At 57.2% G+C, this 22,600-nt stretch carries 21 protein-coding genes and 1 tRNA gene; 8 read left to right on the top strand and 14 right to left on the bottom strand.

The features are described from left to right. Positions 1–38: 38 nt before the first annotated feature. Positions 39–818, top strand: coding sequence for a gamma-glutamyl-gamma-aminobutyrate hydrolase family protein (locus RYZ18_RS04555; RefSeq protein ID WP_317655193.1), 780 nt, complete (start codon positions 39–41; stop codon positions 816–818). Here the strand turns inward: RYZ18_RS04555 and RYZ18_RS04550 are convergent. Further along, positions 815–1,480 (bottom strand): pyrimidine 5'-nucleotidase, encoded by a 666-nt coding sequence (locus RYZ18_RS04550; protein ID WP_317655192.1) that lies wholly within the window; start codon positions 1,478–1,480, stop codon positions 815–817. The genes RYZ18_RS04555 and RYZ18_RS04550 overlap by 4 nt on opposite strands. 92 nt (positions 1,481–1,572) lie before the next feature. On the opposite strand from RYZ18_RS04550, the gene RYZ18_RS04545 reads away from it, so the two are divergent. Continuing rightward, on the top strand, positions 1,573–2,214 hold the full coding sequence (locus tag RYZ18_RS04545; protein ID WP_317655191.1) for a GntR family transcriptional regulator: 642 nt from the start codon (positions 1,573–1,575) through the stop codon (positions 2,212–2,214). Here RYZ18_RS04545 and RYZ18_RS04540 read toward each other — a convergent pair. Both RYZ18_RS04540 and carA read right to left on the bottom strand, forming a co-directional pair. Next, complete coding sequence (locus RYZ18_RS04540) at positions 2,207–4,231, bottom strand: glycosyltransferase (RefSeq protein WP_317655190.1); 2,025 nt, start codon at positions 4,229–4,231, stop codon at positions 2,207–2,209. The genes RYZ18_RS04545 and RYZ18_RS04540 overlap by 8 nt on opposite strands. A 211-nt stretch (positions 4,232–4,442) precedes the next feature. Then, positions 4,443–5,582: a glutamine-hydrolyzing carbamoyl-phosphate synthase small subunit gene (gene carA / locus RYZ18_RS04535; RefSeq protein ID WP_317655189.1), complete on the bottom strand. Its 1,140-nt coding sequence runs from the start codon at positions 5,580–5,582 to the stop codon at positions 4,443–4,445. Between the two features lie 196 nt (positions 5,583–5,778). On the opposite strand from carA, the gene RYZ18_RS04530 reads away from it, so the two are divergent. Next, the gene (locus RYZ18_RS04530; RefSeq protein WP_317655188.1) at positions 5,779–6,237 is read left to right on the top strand and encodes a GatB/YqeY domain-containing protein; all 459 of its coding nucleotides are present in this window, start codon (positions 5,779–5,781) and stop codon (positions 6,235–6,237) included. A 14-nt stretch (positions 6,238–6,251) separates the two neighbouring features. Here RYZ18_RS04530 and RYZ18_RS04525 read toward each other — a convergent pair whose 3' ends face one another. The 4 genes from RYZ18_RS04525 to RYZ18_RS04510 all read right to left on the bottom strand — a co-directional run bounded on the left by RYZ18_RS04525 (position 6,252) and on the right by RYZ18_RS04510 (position 10,170). After that, positions 6,252–6,797, bottom strand: coding sequence for a DUF2244 domain-containing protein (locus RYZ18_RS04525; protein ID WP_317655187.1), 546 nt, complete (start codon positions 6,795–6,797; stop codon positions 6,252–6,254). 32 nt (positions 6,798–6,829) lie between these two features. After that, positions 6,830–8,494: a cytochrome c oxidase subunit I gene (gene ctaD, locus RYZ18_RS04520; RefSeq protein ID WP_317655186.1), complete on the bottom strand. Its 1,665-nt coding sequence runs from the start codon at positions 8,492–8,494 to the stop codon at positions 6,830–6,832. A 204-nt stretch (positions 8,495–8,698) separates the two neighbouring features. Beyond that, positions 8,699–9,385, bottom strand: a complete 687-nt coding sequence (gene lipB / locus RYZ18_RS04515; protein WP_317655185.1) for a lipoyl(octanoyl) transferase LipB — start codon at positions 9,383–9,385, stop codon at positions 8,699–8,701. 11 nt (positions 9,386–9,396) lie between these two features. Beyond that, positions 9,397–10,170 (bottom strand): LytTR family DNA-binding domain-containing protein, encoded by a 774-nt coding sequence (locus RYZ18_RS04510; RefSeq protein ID WP_317655184.1) that lies wholly within the window; start codon positions 10,168–10,170, stop codon positions 9,397–9,399. Between the two features lie 104 nt (positions 10,171–10,274). Here RYZ18_RS04510 and RYZ18_RS04505 point away from each other — a divergent pair, with 104 nt between their 5' ends. Continuing rightward, the gene (locus RYZ18_RS04505; protein ID WP_317655183.1) at positions 10,275–10,808 is read left to right on the top strand and encodes a DUF2306 domain-containing protein; all 534 of its coding nucleotides are present in this window, start codon (positions 10,275–10,277) and stop codon (positions 10,806–10,808) included. A gap of 27 nt (positions 10,809–10,835) precedes the next feature. After that, positions 10,836–10,922, top strand: a tRNA-Leu gene (locus RYZ18_RS04500). Between the two features lie 59 nt (positions 10,923–10,981). On the opposite strand, the gene RYZ18_RS04495 is transcribed toward RYZ18_RS04500, so the two are convergent. The 5 genes from RYZ18_RS04495 to glmU form a co-directional block, all read right to left on the bottom strand. Continuing rightward, positions 10,982–12,646 (bottom strand): glycosyltransferase family 4 protein, encoded by a 1,665-nt coding sequence (locus RYZ18_RS04495; RefSeq protein WP_317655182.1) that lies wholly within the window; start codon positions 12,644–12,646, stop codon positions 10,982–10,984. Next, entirely contained in the window at positions 12,639–13,502 is an 864-nt protein-coding gene (locus RYZ18_RS04490; RefSeq protein WP_317655181.1) for a class I SAM-dependent methyltransferase, read from the bottom strand. Before RYZ18_RS04490 ends, RYZ18_RS04495 begins: the two co-directional genes overlap by 8 nt. Before the next feature lie 145 nt (positions 13,503–13,647). After that, positions 13,648–14,886 carry an aspartate kinase gene (locus tag RYZ18_RS04485; RefSeq protein WP_317655180.1) on the bottom strand — a complete coding sequence of 413 codons (1,239 nt, stop codon included), beginning with the start codon at positions 14,884–14,886 and terminating at the stop codon, positions 13,648–13,650. 68 nt (positions 14,887–14,954) lie between these two features. Beyond that, a complete protein-coding gene (gene glmS / locus RYZ18_RS04480) occupies positions 14,955–16,763 on the bottom strand; it encodes a glutamine--fructose-6-phosphate transaminase (isomerizing) (RefSeq protein ID WP_317655179.1) in 1,809 nt (602 codons plus the stop codon). Positions 16,764–16,768: 5 nt separating this feature from the next. Further along, a complete protein-coding gene (glmU, locus tag RYZ18_RS04475; protein ID WP_317655178.1) occupies positions 16,769–18,121 on the bottom strand; it encodes a bifunctional UDP-N-acetylglucosamine diphosphorylase/glucosamine-1-phosphate N-acetyltransferase GlmU in 1,353 nt (450 codons plus the stop codon). Positions 18,122–18,295: 174 nt separating this feature from the next. Between glmU and RYZ18_RS04470 the strand changes: the two genes are divergently transcribed. Together RYZ18_RS04470 and RYZ18_RS04465 are read left to right on the top strand one after the other, a co-directional pair. Beyond that, positions 18,296–19,024 (top strand): HAD hydrolase-like protein, encoded by a 729-nt coding sequence (locus RYZ18_RS04470; protein WP_317655177.1) that lies wholly within the window; start codon positions 18,296–18,298, stop codon positions 19,022–19,024. A gap of 41 nt (positions 19,025–19,065) precedes the next feature. Beyond that, positions 19,066–20,265 carry a DegT/DnrJ/EryC1/StrS family aminotransferase gene (locus RYZ18_RS04465; RefSeq protein ID WP_317655176.1) on the top strand — a complete coding sequence of 400 codons (1,200 nt, stop codon included), beginning with the start codon at positions 19,066–19,068 and terminating at the stop codon, positions 20,263–20,265. A gap of 4 nt (positions 20,266–20,269) precedes the next feature. Here the strand turns inward: RYZ18_RS04465 and RYZ18_RS04460 are convergent, their stop codons facing one another. Continuing rightward, on the bottom strand, positions 20,270–21,640 hold the full coding sequence (locus RYZ18_RS04460; protein ID WP_317655175.1) for a diguanylate cyclase domain-containing protein: 1,371 nt from the start codon (positions 21,638–21,640) through the stop codon (positions 20,270–20,272). Positions 21,641–21,800: 160 nt separating this feature from the next. On the opposite strand from RYZ18_RS04460, the gene RYZ18_RS04455 reads away from it, so the two are divergent. Then, complete coding sequence (locus RYZ18_RS04455; RefSeq protein WP_317655174.1) at positions 21,801–22,085, top strand: DUF3572 family protein; 285 nt, start codon at positions 21,801–21,803, stop codon at positions 22,083–22,085. 2 nt (positions 22,086–22,087) lie between these two features. Here the strand turns inward: RYZ18_RS04455 and RYZ18_RS04450 are convergent, their stop codons facing one another. Then, a complete protein-coding gene (locus tag RYZ18_RS04450) occupies positions 22,088–22,549 on the bottom strand; it encodes a MarR family winged helix-turn-helix transcriptional regulator (RefSeq protein WP_317655173.1) in 462 nt (153 codons plus the stop codon). Positions 22,550–22,600 lie beyond the last annotated feature (51 nt).

The raw sequence follows: 22,600 nt of genomic DNA, 5'->3' as shown, positions 1-22,600 counted from the left end.
CCTAACGGCGTCCCCAAAAGCCTGAAGGAGAGGATATTATGGCCCGCCCGGTCATTGGAATTATTGGAAATTTTCATCTGATCAATGATCAATACCCCGCGCATACAGTGGGGGCTATGGACTGTTGTGCTGTCTCGGATGTCGCCAAATGCACGCCTTTGGCCATTCCTGCCAATCCAAATTTCGTCAATTACGAAGACCTGCTTGAGATTTGTGATGGGTTTCTGTTCACGGGCGGTCGCCCGAATGTCCATCCCGAGGAATATGGTGAGGAAGAAACAGAGGCGCATGGCGCCTTTGATCGCAACCGTGATGCTGTGACATTGCCCCTGATCCGCGCGGCGGTCGAGCGGGGCTTGCCGATCCTTGGTGTTTGCCGTGGGTTTCAAGAGGTGAACGTGGCCATGGGGGGCAGTCTTTACCCCGAAATCCGCGATTTACCCGGACGGATGAACCACCGCATGCCGCCCGATGGCACCTTGGAGGAAAAATTCGCACCGCGTCATGTCGTGCGCTTCACGCAAGGCGGGCCGTTTCAGCGGCTCTATAACAGCGCCGAGGTGACCACCAACAGCCTGCATGGTCAGGGGTTAAAGACCTTGGGCCGTGATGTGGTGGTTGATGGATGGGCCCCTGATGACACGCCTGAGGCCATTTATATCAAAGGCGCGCGGGGGTTTACCCTTTCGGTGCAATGGCATCCTGAATATCGCGCCGCAGAAGACCCTGTCTCGCGCCCGTTATACGAGGCCTTTGGCCGCGCGGCCCATGCATGGCAGGCTGATGGCAAGCCCATGCCAGTCGCGGATGTGGCCTAATCAAGATCACCCAATATATGGCCTAAAAACCATGATAGATCATGGGTCTGGTGATGGATGTGGGCACTTGGGCCCTCATGGCTACCCTCTTCGTCAATCAAGATCGTCCGCAGGCCCAATTCATGCGGCACGGCCAGATTGCGGGGGTCATCCTCGAACATCGCGGCACGCGTTGGGCTAAGCCCGTCTTTGCCAAATATCATTGCAAAGGCATCGGGGTCTGGTTTGGGGCGATAATTGGCGTCCTCGACCCCGTAAATCGCGTCAAACAGGCCCGACAAACCCCGATGGTGCAAAACATTACGGGCATAATCGGCGGTGCCATTGGTGTAGACGATACGCCGCCCCCTCAGGCGCGTGATACGGTCTGCCAAAATCGGATCTGGTTTGAGGATGCTGAAATCTATCTCATGCACCTCGTCCAAATAAGGGTAGGGCGGGATATTATGCTGTGCCATCAGCCCCGCCAGGGTTGTGCCATGGGCGCGCCAATAGGTGTGGCGGATATGATCCGCCTCCTGCGCATCGACATTCAAGGCGCGCATGACAAACGCGGACATGCGGATATTGATCTGATCAAACAGCGCCATTGAGGCGGGATAAAGCGTGTGATCGAGATCGAACACCCATGTGTCGACATGTTGGAAATCTGCGTGTTTCATGGCCGCTACACTAGCCTCAGGTGCTTTTGCTTGCCAAGGGGGGCGGGGCTGCTTAGCTTTGGCAGCGTTAAGAATTGGAAAGACCCTACGCGATGCACAGCAAGCCACAGCAAAAAGACGCCTATGATATGATTTTGGATGCGATAGATGGCGGCATCTATCGCCCTGGATCGCGTTTGGTGGAATCGGAATTGGCCGAGCGGTTCGGTGTCAGCCGCACCCCCGTGCGCGAGGCGTTGCAGCGGTTGGAAACCCAAAGCCTGCTCACCCGCGATGGGCGCAGTCTGATTGTGGCCTCATTGGATCATGCGCAGATGGCCGAACTTTATGCCGTGCGCACCGAGTTAGAGGCGCTGGCCGCCCGTTTGGCCGCGCAACATGCCGCAACCGAGGAAGTGCGCGTCTTGCGAGAAATGGCACAGGCGGATCGCAAATTGTTGAATGATCCGCAGGCGCTGAGCCGTGCAAACCGCCGCTTTCATAAGCAAATCCATCTTGCCAGCCATAATCGCTATTTGGTGCAGCAATTGGATCTTGTGCATCGCTCAATGGCGTTGATGGCCACCACATCCTTGGCCGCAAAGGGGCGGGGCGAAAAAGCCTTGGACGAGCACGATGATATCGTCAACGCCATTGCCGCGCGTGATGGGGATGCAGCAGCTGATGCATTGCGGCGGCATCTTTCCATTGCCTTTGAGGTGCGCCTCAAGGAGGAGGCGGGCGCGGTCAGCTAGGTTTGCGTGTCACCACCGTGCCACCAAAAACCCCATGCTTTGTTTTCGCCCAATGAAACGGGCGCAACAGTAAATTCGCAACCGCCATCCATGCTGCGAGTGTGGCCAAAGGGAAGTAAAGCTCCATCATCGGAATAAACCACCGATGTTTGCGCAAATGCGGGGCTTCGCAGGCGATGATCATCGTGGCCCAATTCAGCAGCATGACCAACAAAAATCCCAGCCCCGCAATCAGTTCTAGATTGCGGTTCAAAACCGCCTCCATCGGGTGTTCAAGCCCAAAGGGCATGACTAGAAAGCTCCACAATAGGGGGGCAAGAAGGAAACCCAAGATGGTGCAAAGAAGCTGCACCTGCAGGCCCAAAAATCGCCATGGCCCCAATTCCCGCAGCAAGCGCACGGGTGCACGCATCGCGGTGGCATAGGTCATCAGATAGCCTTTTTGCCATCGCGCCCTTTGGCGCAGCCATGGCAGGATGGCGCAATTGGCTTCTTCATAGGTGGTGGTGTCGAGCAATTCTGTGCGCAACCCAAACCGTGACAGTCGTAGACCCAGATCAGCATCTTCGGTGACATTATGCGCATCCCACCCGCCAACCCGTTCAAGCGCGTCACGGCGCAAAAACACAGTTGTTCCACCGAGCGGCACAAACAGCCGCAACGCCTGCACGCCGCGCAGCATCACCCGAAACCATGTTGCATATTCAACCGTGAAACAGCGCGCGACCCAATTATGGGTGGGGTTATAGTAATCAAGCCGCCCTTGCAGACAGGCCAGATCATCGGGTGCGGTCGCAAAGCGGCGCACAACGCGCCAGATTTGGTCGGGTTCGGGGTGATCCTCGGCATCATAGATGCCAATGATGCTGCCACGGGCAAAGTTCAACGCAAAGTTTAGCGCCCGTGGTTTAGTGCGTGGCGATCCATCAGGCACCACAACCACGCGCATATGTCGCGCAAGGGGCGTGCGCGCCAAAGCGGTGCGGGTGACAGTGTCGACCTCCTCCACGATCAGCAGTATTTCGAGACATTCGCGGGGATAGTCCAACGCGGCAAGACGTTTGAGCAGGGAATTGGCGATGTCACCCTCCTCAAAGAGCGGCACAAGCAGGGTAACGTTTGGGCGGTGCAGCAGGGGCACAGGCGTCTTCGCAAGCCCTGACAGGGCCGTATCCGCCCCATCAAGGCGCTTGGCGCGTCCCTCTATCATCGAGGCAATCAGCACAGCCACCCGCAGCCCTGTGTTCAACACGAATACCCCCACTGCAAGGCTGAACCCTGCGATCATAGCAATCTGCCAATCAAGCCGCGCCAATAGCAGCGTGGCGGTGATCAGCAGCACAGCAAGGGCAATCATCTCGCGTGATTTCAAATTGCGACAAGAGACATCTGCGGGGGCCATGCCTGCGGCTTGATGGGCTAGACAGGGGCCATAAGAGCGGGTCAAAGCCGCCTCAATTTGCGCTTCGGGGGCCAGAACGAAGATAGGTTTCACCCGCCCTGCGAGGGCATCGCGAACACGTGCGGCCTGTGACAGGCGCGAAATTGCGACCAAAAGCGCGCCACCCTGCCATGCAAGGGGCAGGGCGCCAATGCGCAACGCTACGCGCCCCGATAGGTGCTCTAGCGCCGAGGCAACAGGGCGCGGCATCTGCGCGAGGTCAACCACATCGGCGCGCATCATCTCAGCCTCAAGCGCATGAAGGCTGGCCTCATCCATCACACCTCGCAGCACAAGAATTTCCGATAAAGACAGCTCGCTGATTTTCTCAAGCGCCAAAGCATGGGCAAGGGTTTCAAACGGGATCAAGCCACGGGTCAGTAACAGGTCAGCCAATTTGCGCTTATTGCTGGCACGTGGCATCGGGGCTTTGGGGCCTGTGTCGGGTTTCTGACGAGAGAGCCGCAGAAAGCGCTCTTGCCAGTGTTTCAGCGTTTGATCCTTTTGCGCAGGGGTAAGGGCCGCCTCAAATCTGGACGCAAGCGGTGATTTGATAAAACGAATATTCTCTCCCACGATCGAAATGCGCCTGTCAAAAGGGTCTGAACACGGCAAAACGGGGGCCTGCCCCCCTGATGGCCGACTTGAAATCTTCGCGTTTCAAGCCCCGTTAGGGAAGCGCTGCGATGGTTAACAAAATCCTAATCGCGAATAATTTTTTTACGAAAATTCAACGATTTCCGCGGTATACAGCCTTGGGTTTAAGGGGCTTTTGCCCCCTTCAACTTTAGCGTGTTGCCATGGCGGCGGCGAAGCGCTCGAAAAGGTAATAGCTGTCTTGTGGGCCGGGGCTGGCTTCGGGGTGGTGCTGAACGGAAAAGATCGGGCGATCCTTGACGCGGATGCCGCAATTTGACCCGTCAAACAAGCTGACATGGGTTTCCAAAACATCATCAGGCAGGGTTTGGCTGTCGACAGTGAACCCGTGGTTCATCGAGGTGATTTCGACTTTGCCCGTTTCCAAATCTTTGACAGGGTGGTTTGCACCATGGTGCCCGTGGTTCATTTTCACGGTTTTCGCCCCAAGCGCCAAAGCCAACATTTGGTGGCCAAGGCAAATTCCGAAAACGGGTAGGTCTTTTTCCAAAATCGTACGGATCATCGGCACGGCATATTCCCCCGTTGCGGCAGGGTCGCCTGGCCCGTTCGACAGAAATACACCATCTGGGTTTTGTGCAAGGATTTCTTCGGCGGTGGTGCTGGCGGGCATCACAGTGACATCACATCCCGCGCTTGCGAGACAGCGCAGGATATTACGCTTGGCACCGTAATCAATCGCCACCACTTTGGGGCCAGTGCCCGTGCGCTTGCTATAGCCCTCAGGCCATGACCAACGCATCTCGTCCCAACGATAGGATTGCGCGCAAGTCACCTCACGGGCGAGGTCGAGCCCCTCCAGACCCTGCCATGCGCGCGCCTCCTTCAGCATCGCCTCAATGTCGAAATTGCCCTCAGGATCATGCGATAGGCAGACATGCGGCGCGCCTTGTTGGCGGATCGCGCGGGTGAGGCGGCGGGTGTCAACACCGCCCATTCCGATGCGGCCCCGTGCGGACAGCCATGTGGTCAGGTTCTGCTCCATCCGCCAATTGGAGGGCTCGGTCGGATCCCATTTCACAATCATCCCTGCCGCGACTGGATCGGCGGTCTCGTCATCCTCAGCGGTGATGCCTGTGTTGCCAATATGCGGGAAGGTGAAGGTGACGACCTGCCCAGCATAGGAGGGGTCGGTCATAATCTCTTGATAGCCCGTCATCGCGGTGTTGAAGCACAGCTTGGCAACCGTTTGGCCTGTGGCGCCAAAACCCTTGCCGTAGAACACGGTTCCATCAGCCAAAACAAGACATGCAGTGGGGCGTTCAGTCATGGCGCTGCTCCGATTACGGCGATGTTGAAATTCGCGGCAACCTAAGTGTCCAAGCGTGCAGGGTCAAGCACCTTGCGACACCAAGTTGCAACCACCAATCTGCCCCCTATTTCAAAGGTTGTTGCGCGACAAAAAATGCCTTAAACGGGCGGTCTGGTGCGGGTCAGATGGCCCGTTGCAATCTGGGGATAAGACCATGAGTTTGCGAGAGCGTATCACCAACGGCCTAAAAGACGCGATGCGCGAAAAGGATGCTGCGCGTTTATCAACCCTGCGTTTGATCAATGCGGCGATCAAGGATCAGGACATTGCCGCGCGCGGCGCAGGCAAGACCGAGGGTGTCGATGAAGGTGAGATTCTCGCCATCCTTGCCAAAATGGTGAAACAACGGATCGACAGCGCCAATGTCTATGAAGAGGGCGGGCGCCTTGAATTGGCCGAAAAAGAGCGTGCAGAGATCAAAGTGATCGAAGGGTTCTTGCCGCGCCAACTGTCCGAGGCGGAAATCGCCGCAGCGATTGATGCCGCGATTGAGCAGACAGGGGCGAGCAGCATTCGCGATATGGGCCGTGTGATGGGGGCGCTGAAAGCGGCCTATGCGGGGCAGATGGATTTCGGTGCCGCAGGGGCGCTGATCAAGGAGCGGTTGGCCTAAACCGCCCCTGACCCTTAGGCCTTTGCCTGTGCTAAGGCCTCTTCTAATGCGAATTTCAGCTTGACCCTTTCGCTGGGCGTCAGAAACGCGCCAAGCTCGATTTCGCGTGTTGCCTTATCGCCGCGCAAGGTCAGGTAATTGGGCACAGGCCCACCCGTTTTGTGCAAGGTCAGCCGCACCCAATAGGGGTTTGCTTCCCAGATTTTCGTTTCTTTGCGGGGCTCCTTGCGCTCAACCCTTATATGATCAGGCCACAATGTCAGGGTTTCTGCGATTTCCTTATCGCGCCATGAGCGTTTCAGCGCCGCCCAAATGGCCCAAATCGCCGCCAATAGAAAGGGCAGCAGCGCCCAGAACACCGCCGTGCCTAGAATGCCGAAAAGCGGCAGGGCAATTAGCGCGGCGGTCGCACCGACAAACCAAACGAACCCTTCAGGTGTCAGCGATTTATGCGGCGTAATCCGCATCAGCATGTGAGGTGCGCCGCGATCAGGATGAGCAAAGGCCCCGAATTTCTCCGGGGCCTTCTCTATTTGCGGCGTCTCGATATGAAACGGCATATTTTCTCTCAACTGTTCAAAAAGCGGCCAGATTAGTGGCTTGGCTGTTTGTCCCACATTTCGCGTGTGGGCAGTTCCTCGAACGTGTGCTCGGGCGGTGGGTTTGGCAATGTCCATTCCAAAGTATCGGCATGCTCGCCCCAGTAGGCAGGTTCGCTCAGTTTGCGGCCTGCAAGCAGGGTGTAGGCGACAATGCCAAGGAAGAAGAGGAAGGACGCGAATGCGATGAACGCACCGATCGAGCTGACATAGTTCCAGGTTGCAAATGCATCAGGATAATCGATGTAGCGGCGTGGCATGCCCTGACGACCCAAGAAGTGCTGTGGGAAGAAGGTCAGGTTTGCGCCGATGAAGAACAACCAGAAATGCAGCTTGCCCGCCCATTCAGGGTATTGGCGACCGGACATTTTGCCGATCCAGTAATAGATGCCTGCGAAGATACCGAAAACGGCACCCAAGCTCATCACATAGTGGAAATGCGCCACAACGTAGTAGGTGTCGTGATAAGCGCGGTCAACGCCCGCTTGGCTGAGCACAATCCCCGTTACACCGCCAACGGTGAACAGGAAGATAAAGCCAATCGCAAACAGCATTGGGGTTTCAAACGTCATCGACCCTTGCCACATCGTTGCAATCCACGAGAAGATTTTGACGCCTGTTGGCACCGCAATCACCATGGTTGCGACCATGAAATAGGCCTGCTGGTTCAGCGTCATGCCCGTTGTATACATGTGGTGCGCCCACACAACGAAGCCCAAGCCACCGATTGCGATCAACGCCCAAACCATCGGCAGATAGCCAAAGACGGGCTTGCGCGAGAAGGTCGAGATCACATGGCTGACAACGCCAAAGGCGGGCAGGATCACGATGTAAACCTCGGGGTGGCCGAAGAACCAGAAGATGTGCTGGAACAAGAGCGGGTCACCGCCGCCTGCCACATCAAAGAAGGTTGTGCCAAAGTTGCGGTCGGTCAGCAGCATGGTGATTGCGCCTGCCAAAACGGGCAAGGACAGCAAGAGCAACCAAGCGGTCACAAAAATCGACCATGCAAAAAGCGGCACTTTGAACAGGCTCATGCCAGGGGCGCGCATGTTGAGGAAAGTCGTGATAATGTTGATCGACCCCAAGATCGAGCTTGCACCCGAGACGTGAACCGCGAAGATCGCGAAATCCACCGCGCGGCTTGTGGGGGCATCTTGCCACGACAAGGGCGGGTAGAATGTCCAACCTGGGCCTGCACCACCATCCACGAACACTGCGCAGAAGGCCAAAGCCGTGCCTGCAACATAAAGCCAGTAGGACAGGTTGTTCAGACGGGGGAAGGCCATATCAGGCGCGCCGATCATCAGCGGCATGAAGAAGTTACCAAAACCACCGAACAGGGCAGGAATGACGACAAAGAACATCATCAATACGCCATGGCCCGTGATCAACACGTTCCACAAATGCCCATCAGGGGTACATTCGCCCGCTGCAGCTTGGCTCAAGACGCGTGCGCCTTCGGCACACATGTATTGAACGCCAGGCTCCATCAACTCGAGGCGCATGTAAACGGTGAAAGCAACCGATACGAGACCCACCAAACCTGCAGTGATGAGGTAGAGAATCCCGATATCTTTATGGTTTGTGGACATGAACCAGCGGGTAAAGAAGCCCGGCCGTTCGTGATCATGTCCAGAAATGGCTGCATCGGCCATGTCTGTCTCCTGTTCATAATTATGAGGGGCAGGGGTCTGGCCACCTGTCCCTTTGACGTTCCACTGACCCCCGTTCTAGTGCGCCTCGCGCGCGCGATCAATTGCGATCACGCCTTTGAGGTGGGAAAAATTGCCTCATGCCAGATCAGCAAGTTTCGCGCCGAAATCTTACGAAAATGGAAAAGGGGGCGGTTGCAATGATCTTTAGGGGTTAGCCGGGTCAGCCAGATCCGCGTCCTGCGTTGGCCCAAAGCGCCGTTCAAATTCTTGGCGCAAAGCGACATCAAGGTCATCCAAGCTCACGGGCAGGCCTAAATCCGCAAGGCTTGTCACGCCGTGATCACGGATCCCGCAAGGCACGATTCCCTCAAAATGGCTCAGGTCAGGATCGTGATTGATCGAGATGCCATGAAAGGACACCCATTTGCGCAAGCGAATCCCGATGGCTGCAATCTTGTCCTCACGCGGGCTGCCATCGGGCAGGGGGGCTTTGTCGGGCCGTGCAACCCAGACCCCAACACGCCCGTCCCGTATTTCGCCTCGCAGGTTAAAACTTGCGAGCGTGTCGATCACCCAATGTTCCAAATCTTCGACAAAACGGCGCACATCGCGGCCACGTTTGTTGAGGTCTAGCATAACGTAGATCACCCGCTGGCCTGGGCCGTGATAGGTATATTGCCCCCCGCGCCGAGCCGCATAGACAGGAAAACGATCGGGGTCCGTCAAATCTTCGGGCTTGGCCGAAGTGCCTGCGGTATATAGCGGCGGATGCTCCAACAGCCAAATTGCCTCGGCTGCAGTGCCTGCCGCAATTCTTTCAACCCGCGCCTCCATCATGCGGAGCGCGTCCTCATAGGGGGTCAGCCCATCCGATATGATCCAATCGACCATTGCGGCCTCCGTTAGCGCGGCAAAAGTCCCGCTTGTTTGATCGCAGCTATATGCGCGCGGCTGACGGGGATGTCATCCCCCATGCTGAGCTGCAAGAGAGTGCGCGCGCCAGTGCGGCGCACAGCTACCACCTGATCAAGCGCCACCCAATGCGAGCGATGCACTTGTAAACCTTGCGCAGGCGCAGCTTCGCGGATGGAATCCGCCAAGCGCAGCAAAGCCAATTTCTCCCCCTTGGTGGTGCGAATGCGGGTATAGTGATCCTCGGAGGAGAGGGCGACCAAGGCCCCGCGCTTGTCCAAAGGCAGGCGTGCAAGAATATTTGGCACACGCGGCTCTGATGGAGGCGCTTTTGAGACTTGACCTGAAATTGTTTGAAAAATGATCGTGATACTCAGCGCGATTGCCAAGAACTGTGCAAGCAATATTGGCCATTGCTCAAGCGCAGGCCAAAACCCGAAGCTGATCAGATTAAGCAAGGTGATCATAGGCGTTATCGCAAGGCCAGTGGCCAAGCCCACCACGACCAAGCAGATGGGTTTCGGCAGCCTTGAGGCCAGGCGGGGCCAGAGGGCGGCGTTGACCAAGAAACCGATTGAATAGGTCGTGCTTGCCATCATCACCCAATAGACAAAGCGCGGCACAAGGCCGAGCATTTCGCCCGTATTAAACGGCCCTAATATCGCCAATAAGGCCGCCACCGATCCCAGCGTCACAAGGGTCGGCAGTTTGGAAAACTGCGCCGCCCATTCACGAAGCGCGGATGACACTAGGGTGTTATTCACGAAGCAGACCTTGCGTTTGACGAAGCTTGGATTGAGGCGCACGCAGCCTTGGGTCAGTCATAGCCAATCGAAATGAATAAGCCAATATTTCAAAGGAAATCGCCATGACACTTGCCCCGTTTTTTGACGCGCCCATTTATATCCAACTTCATGCCAGCACCGCTGCGCTGGCGCTTATCCTTGGCCCTTTTGTGATCCTGCGCACCGCCCGTGACCGCCTGCACAAGGTGGGCGGCTACATTTGGGTTCTGGCGATGTTTGTGGTGGCGGTTTCCTCCTTTTGGATCACGGAATTTGGCCTTATCGGCCCCTTCAGCCCGATCCATCTTTTGTCGGCCTTTACGCTGTGGTCGCTTTGGGCGGGGATGCGCTATGCATTCGCGGGACGGATGGATTTGCATCGCAGGGTGTTTCAAAATCTCTATTGGCGCGGGCTGGTGATTGCGGGGCTGTTTAATTTTCTTCCGGGTCGTGCATTAAATCGGTCGGTCTTGCCCGATAGGGCCGATGCAGGCTGGCTTGTGATCGGGTTTGGCATGACCCTGATCTTGGGCGATATGGCCCTCCGCCATCGGCGCGCAATTTCTCTTGAGAGAAACGCGAAATTTGCCCTTGAGAAGCCCGCGCCCTTGGTCTAGAGAGCGTTTCACCAAGCCTCAGACAGTGCGGTCGTGGCGGAATTGGTAGACGCGCAGCGTTGAGGTCGCTGTGGGGTAACTCCCGTGGAAGTTCGAGTCTTCTCGACCGCACCATTCTCTCTCCCGTTATCAGTGAACCATCGTGACCTGTCCGGCTTTGTGCCCGCTGTGGTTTAGGGAATTCTGACCAAATCATATTTCAGAAAGAACATCACAGACCGCTCAATGGTTGCGGGTGGCCAGCCTGTGCTGTGGCATAATTCGGGCAGGGTGATCCCTGCATCCCCCGCCTCGTGAATGAGGGTAAAAATGCGCTCAAGCGTGCTTTGTTTCTCAAAGGGGCTGCCGATCTTCTCATAGCGCCTGAGGGCGTAAATCTCTATCAATCGCGGCAGGGGCGCATTGGCCACGACCCGCATCCCGCCATCGGGCGCGCGCAGGCTTGGGTAGCCTGCGAAGAGGGCGGCGGGTGGTGGGCTCAGGGTCAATGCTTCGGGCGGCAGTGGGGCGTGGGCGCGGCGTCTGGCGTTTTGTTCGGCCCATAGGTCTTGATAGGCGGGAATGATCTGCGCCCAATCAAACAGCGCGCGCGCGCGGGCAAGGCCCGCTTGGCCAAGCCGTTTGCGCAATCCCTCATCACGGGCAAGCGCGAGAATGGCTGCGCGCATCGCGGATTGATCCAGAACTGTCATAGCCGAAAGGTTATTGCCGTATTGGCCATAGTTCAGCCGTCCAAGAAAATGACCATGGCCCTCGGGTAGGCTGGCAGGCCCGCTGATCATGCGGGTGGGGATCAAGATGCCCGTGTCGCTGGTGACTGTGTCTCGGATTCCGTCCCAGTCTGAGGCCAGAATAGGCAGGCCCGCCGCCATGCCCTCAACAGGGGCGAGGCCAAAGGTTTCCTGAATATTATCAATGGGAAAGCTAAATACATCGCCGCCTGACAGCGCCTCGGCACGGGCAGTGGCATCGGCCCCGTCTAAATGGGTAAAACTGACATCGGGCATCAGGGTGCGGGCGCATTCCTCAAACACCGATTGCGAATGCGTGTCGCCATAGATCCCGCACATGACGACATGCAGCGTGCGAGTTTTGCCAAGCTCGGCTTGGGCGGCTTGCAGGGCGATGAAATAGGGGGCGGGGTCAAATTTGCCATAGGGCAAAAGCCGCGCAAGGGTCGTAAAGACCACATCTTTCTTGCCCCACCCCATACGGGTGCGCAAAGATTTGCGCGCGGCCTCATCGCGCGCATAAGATGCCACATCAAGCCCAAGCGGGATCACAGGCATGAGGGGGAGGGCGCGGCGCACGGCCCCCGCACCCAAGGTTTTGCTCAAATAATCATCCACATGTTCCAGGTTATAGAGACACGCGGCCTTAACTGCTCGTGAGGTGCAAATCACCGCATCCCAGGATTGATAGGGGCTTGTGCGGAGGTGAAAAAACCCTGCCATCACAGCAAGCGTTGAGGTCGTGTGGGTGATGCCGCAAAGGCCATAGGCGCTATGGCCAAAGGCCTGACGTTGAAAGGCCAGCGCGCTAAAGTCAGGCGCGGGGTAAAACATCACCCCTAAAGGGGCGATTTGTGCGGCGCTATGTTGTGCAACATGGCGCAATGGATGCTGCACTGCCCCTGATGTGGCCTGCATCAAGCTGGCAAATGCCGCCCCGTCTTTTTGGCTATCAGAGACAGACACGACCTGATCGACATCGGCATGACGAAAATAGCCTTGCAGAAAGGATTGCCCTGCAACGCGGCGGCCATTGATCCCTTTGCCTGCCACATCATAGCCGTCACTCAGGGCATAAAGCGCGGCGTTGCGGTCGGGATCAGCCATGGCGCGTCATCCAAAGCCATGGGGTGGGGCCAACGCGCCATTCCCATAACGCAATAGCACGATCCAAATCCCCAAGCTGCGCCATCCAATCAGGCAGCGCCTCGGGCGCAAGGCCGCGTTCAATGCGGGTGATGTGATGGGTTGTGGCGAAGCGCTGCGTGATCTCGGCGGTCAGGCCGCGATGCCAACATTCATGCACCTCAACCAGAATGTCGCAATCGCGCAATTTAGGGTGCTGAATGGGATCAAGAAGCGTTCTCTCGCCCCCCTCGATATCGCAGATCAGCACCGTGTTTGGCGTGATGTGTCTGTGCAAAAACGCACCATCCACTTCGCCCCCGATTTTGATGCGGGCTGCAACCCCATTGACATGTGCAAGTTCGGCGCAGCGCTTTTGGCTTTGCGGGTTGGTGTCACGCGCTAAAATCTCGGCCCGCGGCATTCGCCGCGCTAGACCCACCGCATAATATCCTTCGGCGCAACCAATATCGATGATGCGGGCATAGTCGCGGGCGATGATCTGTTCGATGATTGGGTGCAGGCTTGCCTCATAGGCCCCGATCCGGCGCGCCAGTGCCGCGCCCTCGGTCGCAGCCCCTGCATAGGACATGCCCGCAAATGGCCCATAGGCGATTTGCACAGCGCCGCCCGATCTGGCGCAATGGGTCGCGTCTAAAAGGGCCGCGCGCCATTTTGCTAAATCCCGCAAGGCCGCCGAAAGGGCGGCCTGCGAAGGCGGGCCCTCAAGATGTTGGCGCAGCCTGTTGGTGATGGCCTTTGTCAAGGCAGAGGCCGCATCAGGGGTCACACCCTGATCCGCCCCCTGATCCGCCATAGGCGTCTTGGGTTGGGTCATAGCAGCCGATCTTGCGCGAAATCCCCGCGCGGTTTTGTTTAGCAGTCACAGGTAGTGTTGCGGCAGAGGGCGCACAAAGTCAACAAAACGAAGCCCGCCAAAAGGCGGGCCCGCGCAAACAGCGTAAAATCAGCCTAAGGTGAAATCAGGCCGCGCGATCTAGATCAAAGGCGTCATGCAGGGCCTGCACCGCCAATTCCAGATATTTGCGATCAACAAGAACCGAGACTTTAATTTCGGATGTGGTGATGACTTTGATATTGATGCCTTCATCGCGCAAAGTCGCAAACATCTTCGCGGCCACGCCTGCATGGCTGCGCATCCCGATCCCTACGATTGATACTTTGCAAACATCGCTGTCGATCAGCAATTCGGAAAAGCCGATTTCATTGCGGGCTTTCGCCTCCTCAAGGGCCTTTTGCGCGCGTTTGACCTGATCAATCGGCAGCGAGAAGGTCATATCGGTTTTGCCTTCTTCCGAGATATTTTGCACGATCATGTCCACATTGACCGCGGCCTCGGCGAGGGGGCCGAAAATAGCGGCTGCAATGCCTGGGCGATCTTCGACCTCGGTCAGGGTCACCTTTGCTTCATCGCGCGAATAGGCCACGCCCGCCACAGCTTTGCTTTCCACGATTTCCTCCTCGTCACAGACCAATGTGCCCGCGCTGTCATCCATTTCTTCAAAACTCGACAAAACCCGCAAGCGCACCTTATAGCGCATCGCCAGTTCAACCGAGCGCGTTTGCAGAACCTTCGCACCGAGGCTTGCAAGCTCAAGCATCTCTTCAAATGAGATTTTCTCAAGTTTGCGCGCCTTGTTGGTGATGCGCGGGTCGGTCGTGTAGACCCCGTCAACATCAGTATAGATATCGCAGCGCTCGGCCTCGAAAGCAGCGGCAAAGGCCACGGCAGTCGTGTCTGATCCGCCACGGCCCAATGTGGTGATGCGCCCTTCAGGGCTGATGCCTTGGAACCCCGCAACCACGGCAACCTTCATCCCTTCGCCAAATTTGGCCATGATGTTATCGGTTGGGATTTCTTCAATCCGCGCACTGGCATGGGCGGAGGTGGTTTTGACGGGCACCTGCCATCCTTGCCACGAGCGCGCAGGAATATCCATTTCTTGCAAGGTCAGCGCCATCAGGCCGGCTGTAACATTCTCGCCCGAAGAGACGACCGCATCATATTCGCGCGCGTCATAGAGCGGCGAGGTCTCGCCCACATATCCTACAAGCTTGTTGGTCTCGCCCGACATGGCCGAGACAATCACGATCACATCATACCCATTGGCCACCTCGCGCCCCACACGTTTTGCGGCGCGGCGGATGCGATCAAGGGTGGCCACCGATGTGCCCCCGAATTTCATGACCAAAAGCGGCATAGCACTTCCCACTTATAAAGTTGCGCCGAGGCTTTACGCGCCAACGCAAGCGGGCGCAAGTGGAAGCGCTATTCCACCGTGACCGATTTCGCCAAATTGCGCGGTTGATCCACATCGGTGCCTTTGGCGATTGCGCTGTGATAGGCCAAAAGCTGCGCAGGCAGGGCGTAGAGGATGGGTGCGCTCAGCGGCGTGGTCGCGGGCAGGGCCAATGTGGCCGCGGTGCCCTCAGCGGCGGCTTTGCGCCCCGCCTCATCGGTGATCAGTGTCACTTGGCCGTGGCGCGCCATAACCTCCTGCATGTTTGAGATGGTTTTATCAAACAGTGCGTCATGCGGTGCGAATACCACCACAGGCAGGCTGCGATCAATCAGGGCGATCGGGCCATGTTTTAGTTCACCTGAAGCATAAGCTTCGGCGTGTATGTAGCTGAGTTCCTTTAATTTTAAGGCCGCCTCAAGGGCTGTGGCATACATCACGCCACGGCCTAGAAACAGCGCAGATTTTGCATCACTCAAGCCTTCGGCGAGATCGGCAATCTCGCCCTCCTTCGTCAGAACTTGGCGCATTTGATCGGGCAGTTTTTCCAAGCTTTGGATGTGATCCCGCACTTCTTGGGGGGACAGCGCACCGCGCTGCGCCGCGGCCTGCACCGCCATCAGCGCAAGGATGGTTAATTGGTTCACATAGGCCTTGGTTGACGCCACCGAGACCTCGACCCCTGCTAGAATGGCCAAGGCCAGATCGCTTTCGCGGGCGATGGAGGATGTGCCAACATTGACAAGGCTTGCCACCATGGCAGCGCGTCCGCGCATATATCGTAGGGCCGCCAATGTGTCAGCCGTCTCGCCAGATTGACTGACGAAAAGCGCAAGGGTGCGGGGCGCCACGGGCGGTTCACGATAACGGAATTCCGATGCGATATCGACATCGCAAGGCATCCCTGCCACCTGTTCGAACCAATATTTGGCGGTCAGGCAGGAATAATAGCCTGTCCCGCAGGCCACCATCACAACGCGGTCGAATTGGGTGAAATCTAAGGCTTCGGGGAAGGCAGGCACACCTTTGGGGGCATAGCGCCCCAAGGCCTCGCTCATGGTTTGGGGCTGTTCATGGATTTCTTTTGCCATGAAATGCTTATAACCCGCCTTGTCGATCACGGCGGCCCCTTGTTCGATACGGGTTTTGGCGCGGCTGACAGCGTGGCCCGCCTCATCAAAAATCTCGATGCTGCTGCGGGTCAGGATGGCGCAATCGCCCTCCTCAAGATAGGTAATTTCATGGGTGAGGGGGCCAAGCGCGATTGCGTCTGAACCGACATAGGTTTCACCATCGCCATGACCAATGGCCAAGGGCGACCCTTTGCGCGCGGCGATCATCAGATCATCTTCGCCCTCAAAGAGGAAACAAAGCGCAAACGCGCCTTCAAGCCGTGACAAAGTTTTTCGTGCGGCCTCAGCAGGGCTTAGACCTTGGGCAAGGTAATGCGCGCAGAGCTGAGAGACGGTTTCTGTATCGGTTTCGCTTTCAAAATTGCGGTCTTTTAATTCAGCCCGTAATTCGCGGAAATTCTCGATAATGCCATTATGCACCACCGCAACTTGCCCCGATTTATGCGGATGCGCATTGGTTACAGTGGGCGCGCCATGCGTGGCCCAACGGGTGTGCCCGATACCAGACTTGCCTGCCAAAGGGTGATGCACCAATTCATCCGACAGGTTCACAAGCTTACCCACCGCGCGGCGGCGATCAAGCGCACCGTTTTGCACAGTCGCAATGCCTGCGCTGTCATAGCCGCGATATTCCAGACGTTTAAGCGCCTCAACCAATGTGGGCGCAACCTCGTGGCTGCCCAAAATGCCAACGATCCCGCACATAGCCCTTACCCCTTTTTGGTCTTTTCTTTCAGCGCCAGCAGCCGCGCACGCAGGCGTGTGGCAAGCCCCGCTTTGTTTTCCTGCCGTCCACGCGCCACCGCCAAAGCCCCCTCTGGCACGTTTTCGGTGATCACCGAACCTGATGCGGTCAGTGCATCCGCACCAATGGTAACAGGGGCCACAAGCATCGTGTTTGACCCAATAAAGGCCCGCGCGCCCACTTCGGTGTGATGTTTGAACACGCCATCATAATTGCAGGTGATGGTTCCTGCGCCGATATTGGCCCCTTCGCCGATAGTCGCATCCCCGATATAGGACAGGTGGTTGACCTTAGCCCCTTCTTGGATTTGTGCTGATTTTACCTCAACGAAATTGCCGATCCGCGCGCCATTGTCGATTTCAGCACCAGGGCGCAGGCGGGCGTAAGGCCCCACAACGGCCCCTTGCGAGACATGTGCGCCCTCAAGATGACTAAAGGCGCGGATATGCGCGCCCGATTCAACAGTCACATTGGGGCCGAAGACCACATATGGCTCGATCACCGCATCGCGGCCAATATAAGTGTCATGGGCAAAATAGACTGTTTCGGGCGCGTGCATGGTGACGCCCAACTCTAGCATCTCGGCGCGGCGGGTTGCTTGAAAAATCCCTTCGGCGCGCGCCAGTTCCGCACGGCTATTGATCCCCAAGGTTTCCGCTTCTGGGCACGTCACATAGCCTGCTTTCAGGCCCGCCTTATGTGCCAAAGCAGGCACATCTGTCAGGTAATACTCGCCCGCCGCATTCGCGTTATCGACCTGTTCCAAAAGGTCGAATAATTGCGCGGCATCTGCGGCCATGAGGCCAGAATTACACAAGGTTATAGCAAGCTCGTCTCGGGTCGCATCCTTGGCCTCGACAATTTTATGCAAGGCCGTGCCCTTGGTCACCAAGCGGCCATAGCGCGCAGGGGTGTCTGCCTCAAATCCCAAAACGACCACATCATGGTCAGCGCGGGCCGCGATCAATTTGGTCAGGCTGTCCTCGCTGACAAAGGGCGTATCGCCGAACAACACCACCGCATCGCCCGCGAAATCCGCCAAAGCGGCGCGGGCCTGCGCCACGGCATGACCTGTGCCCAATTGTTCATTTTGGCGAATGCAGGTCACAGGGTGGTCGGCCAAGGCCGCCTCAACTTGATCCGCGCCATGACCTGTTATCACCACAACCCGCGCGGGCTCGAGGCTGAGGCCGCTGGCAAGGCTGTGTTCAATCATCGGAACGCCGCCCAAAGGATGCAGCACCTTGGGCAGGTCGGAATTCATCCGCGTCCCTTGGCCTGCGGCCAGAATGATCAGGGCAACGGGGCGTGTGCTCATGAGGGTGCCTTTTGGGATTTATGCCTGTTTGGTGTTCTCTTAACCTTCTTCACTTGATCTGCAAAGCCCGCAGGCGGTCACTTCCTCTTTCGATTTGTTACGATGTGCCATCGGCCCTTGGCGAAAATCCGCCTTTAGGTCATAAGCGGGGCACATCTGAGGCATGAGGACAGAATGGGCGCGCATATTATCGTTTTCGATTTGGATGGCACTTTGGCTGATACCAGCGCTGATCTTCTTGCTGCGGCCAATCAGGCGGTGGCAGAGGCGGGATGGCCCGCGATGTTGTCTCATCCAAAAGACGCGCTTTGTGCCTTTCGGGGCGGGCGGGCGATGTTGAAGCTTTCCCATGCGCGGCTTGCGGCGCAGGGCGGGTCTGACCTGCCACAGGAGGAGGCCTTCATCGAGGCGGGCTATCCCCGTCTGCTTGCGGCTTATGGGGCCGCGATTGACACGCATACAAGGCTTTATGAAGGTGCGGTTCAGGCGGTGCAGGCGTTGCGTGCCGCAGGCCATGCAACGGCGATTTGCACCAATAAGCCCGAGGCGCTGGCCGTGGATTTGGTCGCGAAATTGGGTGTTTCTGATCTTTTTGATGCTTTGGTCGGGGCCGATACATTGCCCACACGAAAGCCAGATGTGGCGCCCTATCATGAAACGCTGCGCCGTGCGGCCAAGCGGCGCTTTGGCGTGGATTTGGGGGCGGATGTGCGCGATTTTCCGCAATCCTGTTTGATAGGGGATACAGTCACTGACCGCGAAACGGCGCGCGCGGCAGGGGTGCCTTCAATTCTCGTGGGCTTCGGGCCAGAGGGGGGCGATATTGCACGCCTCAGCCCTGAGGCGATTTTGGATCATTACAGCGATCTGCCTGCGCTGATTGAGCGGGTCTTATCGGCGTGAATTCAATTGACCTGCCGCGTGAGAACCCTAACCTGTGCGCTATGAGCGACAAACCCATTTTCATCCGGTCTTTCACCCAACAAGAGCCAATCCCAGAGGCGGCGATTGAGGCGGCTAATCGGGTTTTGCGGACGGGCAGGTTGCACCGCTACAACACCGCCCCTGATGAGATTGCCGAAACTGCCCTTTTGGAGGAGGAATTCGCGGCGATGACGGGGGCCAAATATGCGCTTGCCGTGGCATCGGGTGGCTATGCAATGGGGGCGGCCTTGCGTGCAATTGGCGTGGGGCAGGGGGATTTGGTTCTCTCAAACGGATTTACGCTTGCGCCTGTGCCCGGTGCCATCGCCTCGGTGGGCGCTGTGCCTGTCTTTGTAGAGGTGACCAAAAACTTAACCATTGATCTTGAGGATTTGAACACCAAAGCCCAAGCCAGCGGTGCGCGCGTGTTGCTGTTGTCGCATATGCGCGGGCATATCTGCGATATGGGCCGCCTCATGGAAATATGCGATGCGGCGGGCATCACCGTGATTGAGGATTGCGCCCATACAATGGGGGCCGCATGGGATGGTCTGGCCTCAGGGCGGCATGGCAAAATCGCCTGCTATTCCACCCAGACCTATAAACATATCAACTCAGGCGAAGGTGGGTTCCTCACCAGTGATGATGCCGATGTCATGGCGCGGGCCATTCTGCTGTCGGGCAGTTACATGCTTTACACGCGCCACCGCGCCGCCCCCCCGCCCGAGGCTTTTGCCCAAGCGCGTTTTGAGACGCCCAATGTTTCGGGGCGGATGGATAATTTGCGCGCCGCCATCCTGCGCCCGCAATTGGCCGATCTGCCGCGCCAAGTGGCGCGTTGGCGCGAGCTTTACGAGCGGATGGAGGCGGGGCTTGCCAATCTGCCCCATCTGCGCTTGACCGAGCGCGATCCGCGCGAGGATTACGTTGGATCCTCGTTTCAATTCCTTTTGCCCGATTGGTCGCCCGATAAAATCACGGCATTCGTCCAAGCGGCCGCGCGGCGGGGTGTTGAACTGAAATGGTTCGGCGCGGCAGAACCTGTTGCCTTTACCTCGCGCTATGACAGTTGGCGCTATGCACCTGCGCAAACCCTGCCCAAAACGGATCACATTTTGGCGGGGTTGATTGACTTAAGGCTGCCTTTGACCTTTGCGCCCGAAGATGTGGATCTTCTCGCCGAGATTTTGCGCGATGAGGTGATCGCGCATGCCCCCTGATGCCTCAGGCGGGTTTGGCAAGGCTTGTGCGATTTCGACCATCGGCCTTTGAGGCGTAAAGCGCCGCATCTGCGGCCTCAATCAGGCGGGGCGCGGTTTGGTTATTCTGTGGATGGGCCACTGCAAGACCGATACTTGCGGTAATGGTCAGCGGGCTTTCCATCGTATCAATCACAAACCCTTGCCCCGAGATCACCTCGCGCAGCGTGTCGGCGAGATGATAGGCCGCGCTGCCATCGCGCACGGGTGTGGCGACCAAGAATTCTTCCCCGCCCATGCGGGCGATGACGCAGCCATCGGGAAGGAATGATTTCATACGCAGGGCCAAATCCGTCAGGATTGCATCCCCTGCGGCGTGACCAAAGCGATCATTCACCGATTTGAAATGGTCAATATCAATCACCATCACCGCCAGATTGCCGCTTATATCGCACAGCAATCGGTCAAGCTGAAACATGGCGTAACGCCGATTGAACAATCCTGTCAGCGGGTCTGTGGTGGCCATTTGCATCCCTGCAGAGAGGCCCGCGCGCAAACGGTCTGCTTGGCGTTTGCGGCGCAATTGCGTTTTCAGACGCACCGCCATTTCTGCGGGATCAAAGGGGTCATAGATGATGTCGCCCGCCCCCAAATCCAACGCAATCGCGGCGCGTTCGGCGTCATTGGCAGGCAGAACCATCATCATGCCCGCATGGCGCGTGGCAGGGCGCGAGCGCAGATCAGACAATAGGCGCAACCCCTCGTTGCGATGGGATAGGTCTGTGGCAATGACAAAAATATCAGGAACGGATTGACTGGCCGAAAGATCAGAGAGCGCTTCACTGCGTGTCATGATGCGAATGTTAAGGCCCCGAAACCCAGCCAAACCTGCACGCCAAAACAGTCCCGTTTCAGGGCGGGGTGCAATCAGGGCGATTGTGTTTTCTGTGTCATTCGGGGCGGGGGTCGCCTCAAGCGCCAGATCAAGGGCGCTTGCCCCTTGTTGGCGCAGTTCCGCTGTGCCGTTCGTTTCGCGCAAAAGCGACCGCACCCGCGCCAGAAGTTGGTTTTCATCAACGGGCTTGGTGAGATAGTCATCCGCCCCCGAATTCAGCCCCTCAAGTTTTGAGGCGTGATCAAGGCGCGAGGTGATCAAGATGATTGGAATATCGCGCGTGGCGGGGTCACGTTTGAGGCGCGCACAAACCGAAAGCCCGTCAAGATCGGGCATCATCACATCCAACAAGATTAGGTCAGGGGCCGCATGGCGGGCCATGCGCAGCGCCTCATGGCCAGAGCTTGCCTGCAAAACCTCGTAACAGGCGCTGCGCAGCTTCACTTTCAGCACGATGCGATTGGTCGCGACATCGTCCACGATCAAAATACGCTCGCCCATATAACCTCTATCCTCGTTAGATCGCGCGGGGTTTGCCCGCGCCTATGTTTTGACCTTCATCATCAGGTCTTGTCTTGGGTTATGCATGGCCCAAGTGATATGTGCAGTGATACAAGAGGAATGGTTAACAAATTCTTTCTATGCGCGAGGAATGCAAAGAATGAAGAAAGAAATCGCACAGGAAAAGGCGATTGCAGCCCTTGTGTGGCTTTCGTCCGATGACGCGCTGACGGGGCAGTTCTTGGGCGCATCTGGCCTGTCGGTCGAAGATATGCGGGCCGCTATCGCCAAAGGTGATCACGGGTTCTTATCCGCCGTGGTCGAATTCATCTCGCAAGACGATGCTTGGGTGGTTGAGGCTGCGGGGGCAATTGGCCTCACGCCAGATGAATTTGTCACCTTGCGGCAGGTGATGCTTGGGCGCTCTGCCACCCATTGGACATAAGTTTATCTGCCCCCTTTGGGGGCTTCATTCCCGTTGAGCTTGCATAAGAGATAGCGCAGCTGATCCAGCTCTTCTGGGGTTAATCGCCCCTCAATCATCTGCAAATGATCGCGGCAGGAGGGGTGGTAATAAGCCATAATTTCCACCCCGCGCTTTGTCAGTTTGACTTGGGTCATACGGCGATCAGAATGATCGATGCTGCGCTTGATTGTGCCCAACTCCTCTAATTGCCGCAGAGCCCGCGAGGTGGCAGTGCGATCAATTCCGACAAAGTCGGAAATTTCCGAGGGGCTTGTCAAATTATGTTCATGCAGGGCCAATAAAATGCACCAATTCACCCGCGACAGACCACTGTGGCGTAGGGATAGTTCGATGCATTTTTCAAATACACGCGCCGTTCGCTGTAGTTTAAAACCGATACTAGAATGCAAACGCCCCGTGGGCGTCTCATCAGTCATTTGCATGGCGGCTACCATATGTTCTGGGTCTGACAGAAGTTATTATTAAGTAGTCAT

Origin of the sequence: Roseovarius sp. 10 (assembly GCF_033100315.1) — a bacterium.
Lineage (GTDB): Bacteria > Pseudomonadota > Alphaproteobacteria > Rhodobacterales > Rhodobacteraceae > M30B80.
The sequence above is the reverse complement of the archived record's forward strand: the minus strand, read 5'-3'. Positions and strand labels throughout refer to the sequence as shown.